At 29.3% G+C, this 328-nt stretch carries 1 pseudogene; it reads left to right on the top strand.

Annotated features, from left to right (window positions below):
- Positions 1-328 (top strand): annotated as a pseudogene (locus H3S73_RS13660) (SEL1-like repeat protein); the annotation flags it as partial.

Here is a 328-nt window from a genome sequence, read left to right on the forward strand (position 1 = left end):
ATAACGAAAATAATTTAATCATTAAAGCAGAAAATGGAGATAAGGTTGCTCAGTATCATTTAGCAAATTTGTTGTTATCGAAAAACGTTGATGGAAAATATAATGATAAAATTTTTTATTGGTATCAGCAATCAGCAGAACAAGGATATGTAGAAGCTGAATTTGCTTTATCGGTTATTTATTCAGAGCGCGGTGACTCTGAAAAATCGTTTATTTGGTTAGAAAAAGCCGCAAAACAAAATCATGCAAAAGCTCAATATGAATTAGGCATAAATTATCGATTTGGATTTGATGTTAAATCAGACAGTTCAAAAGCATTATATTTTTT

This window comes from Gilliamella sp. B14384G12 (genome assembly GCF_016101825.1).
Lineage (GTDB): Bacteria > Pseudomonadota > Gammaproteobacteria > Enterobacterales > Orbaceae > Gilliamella > Gilliamella apicola_N.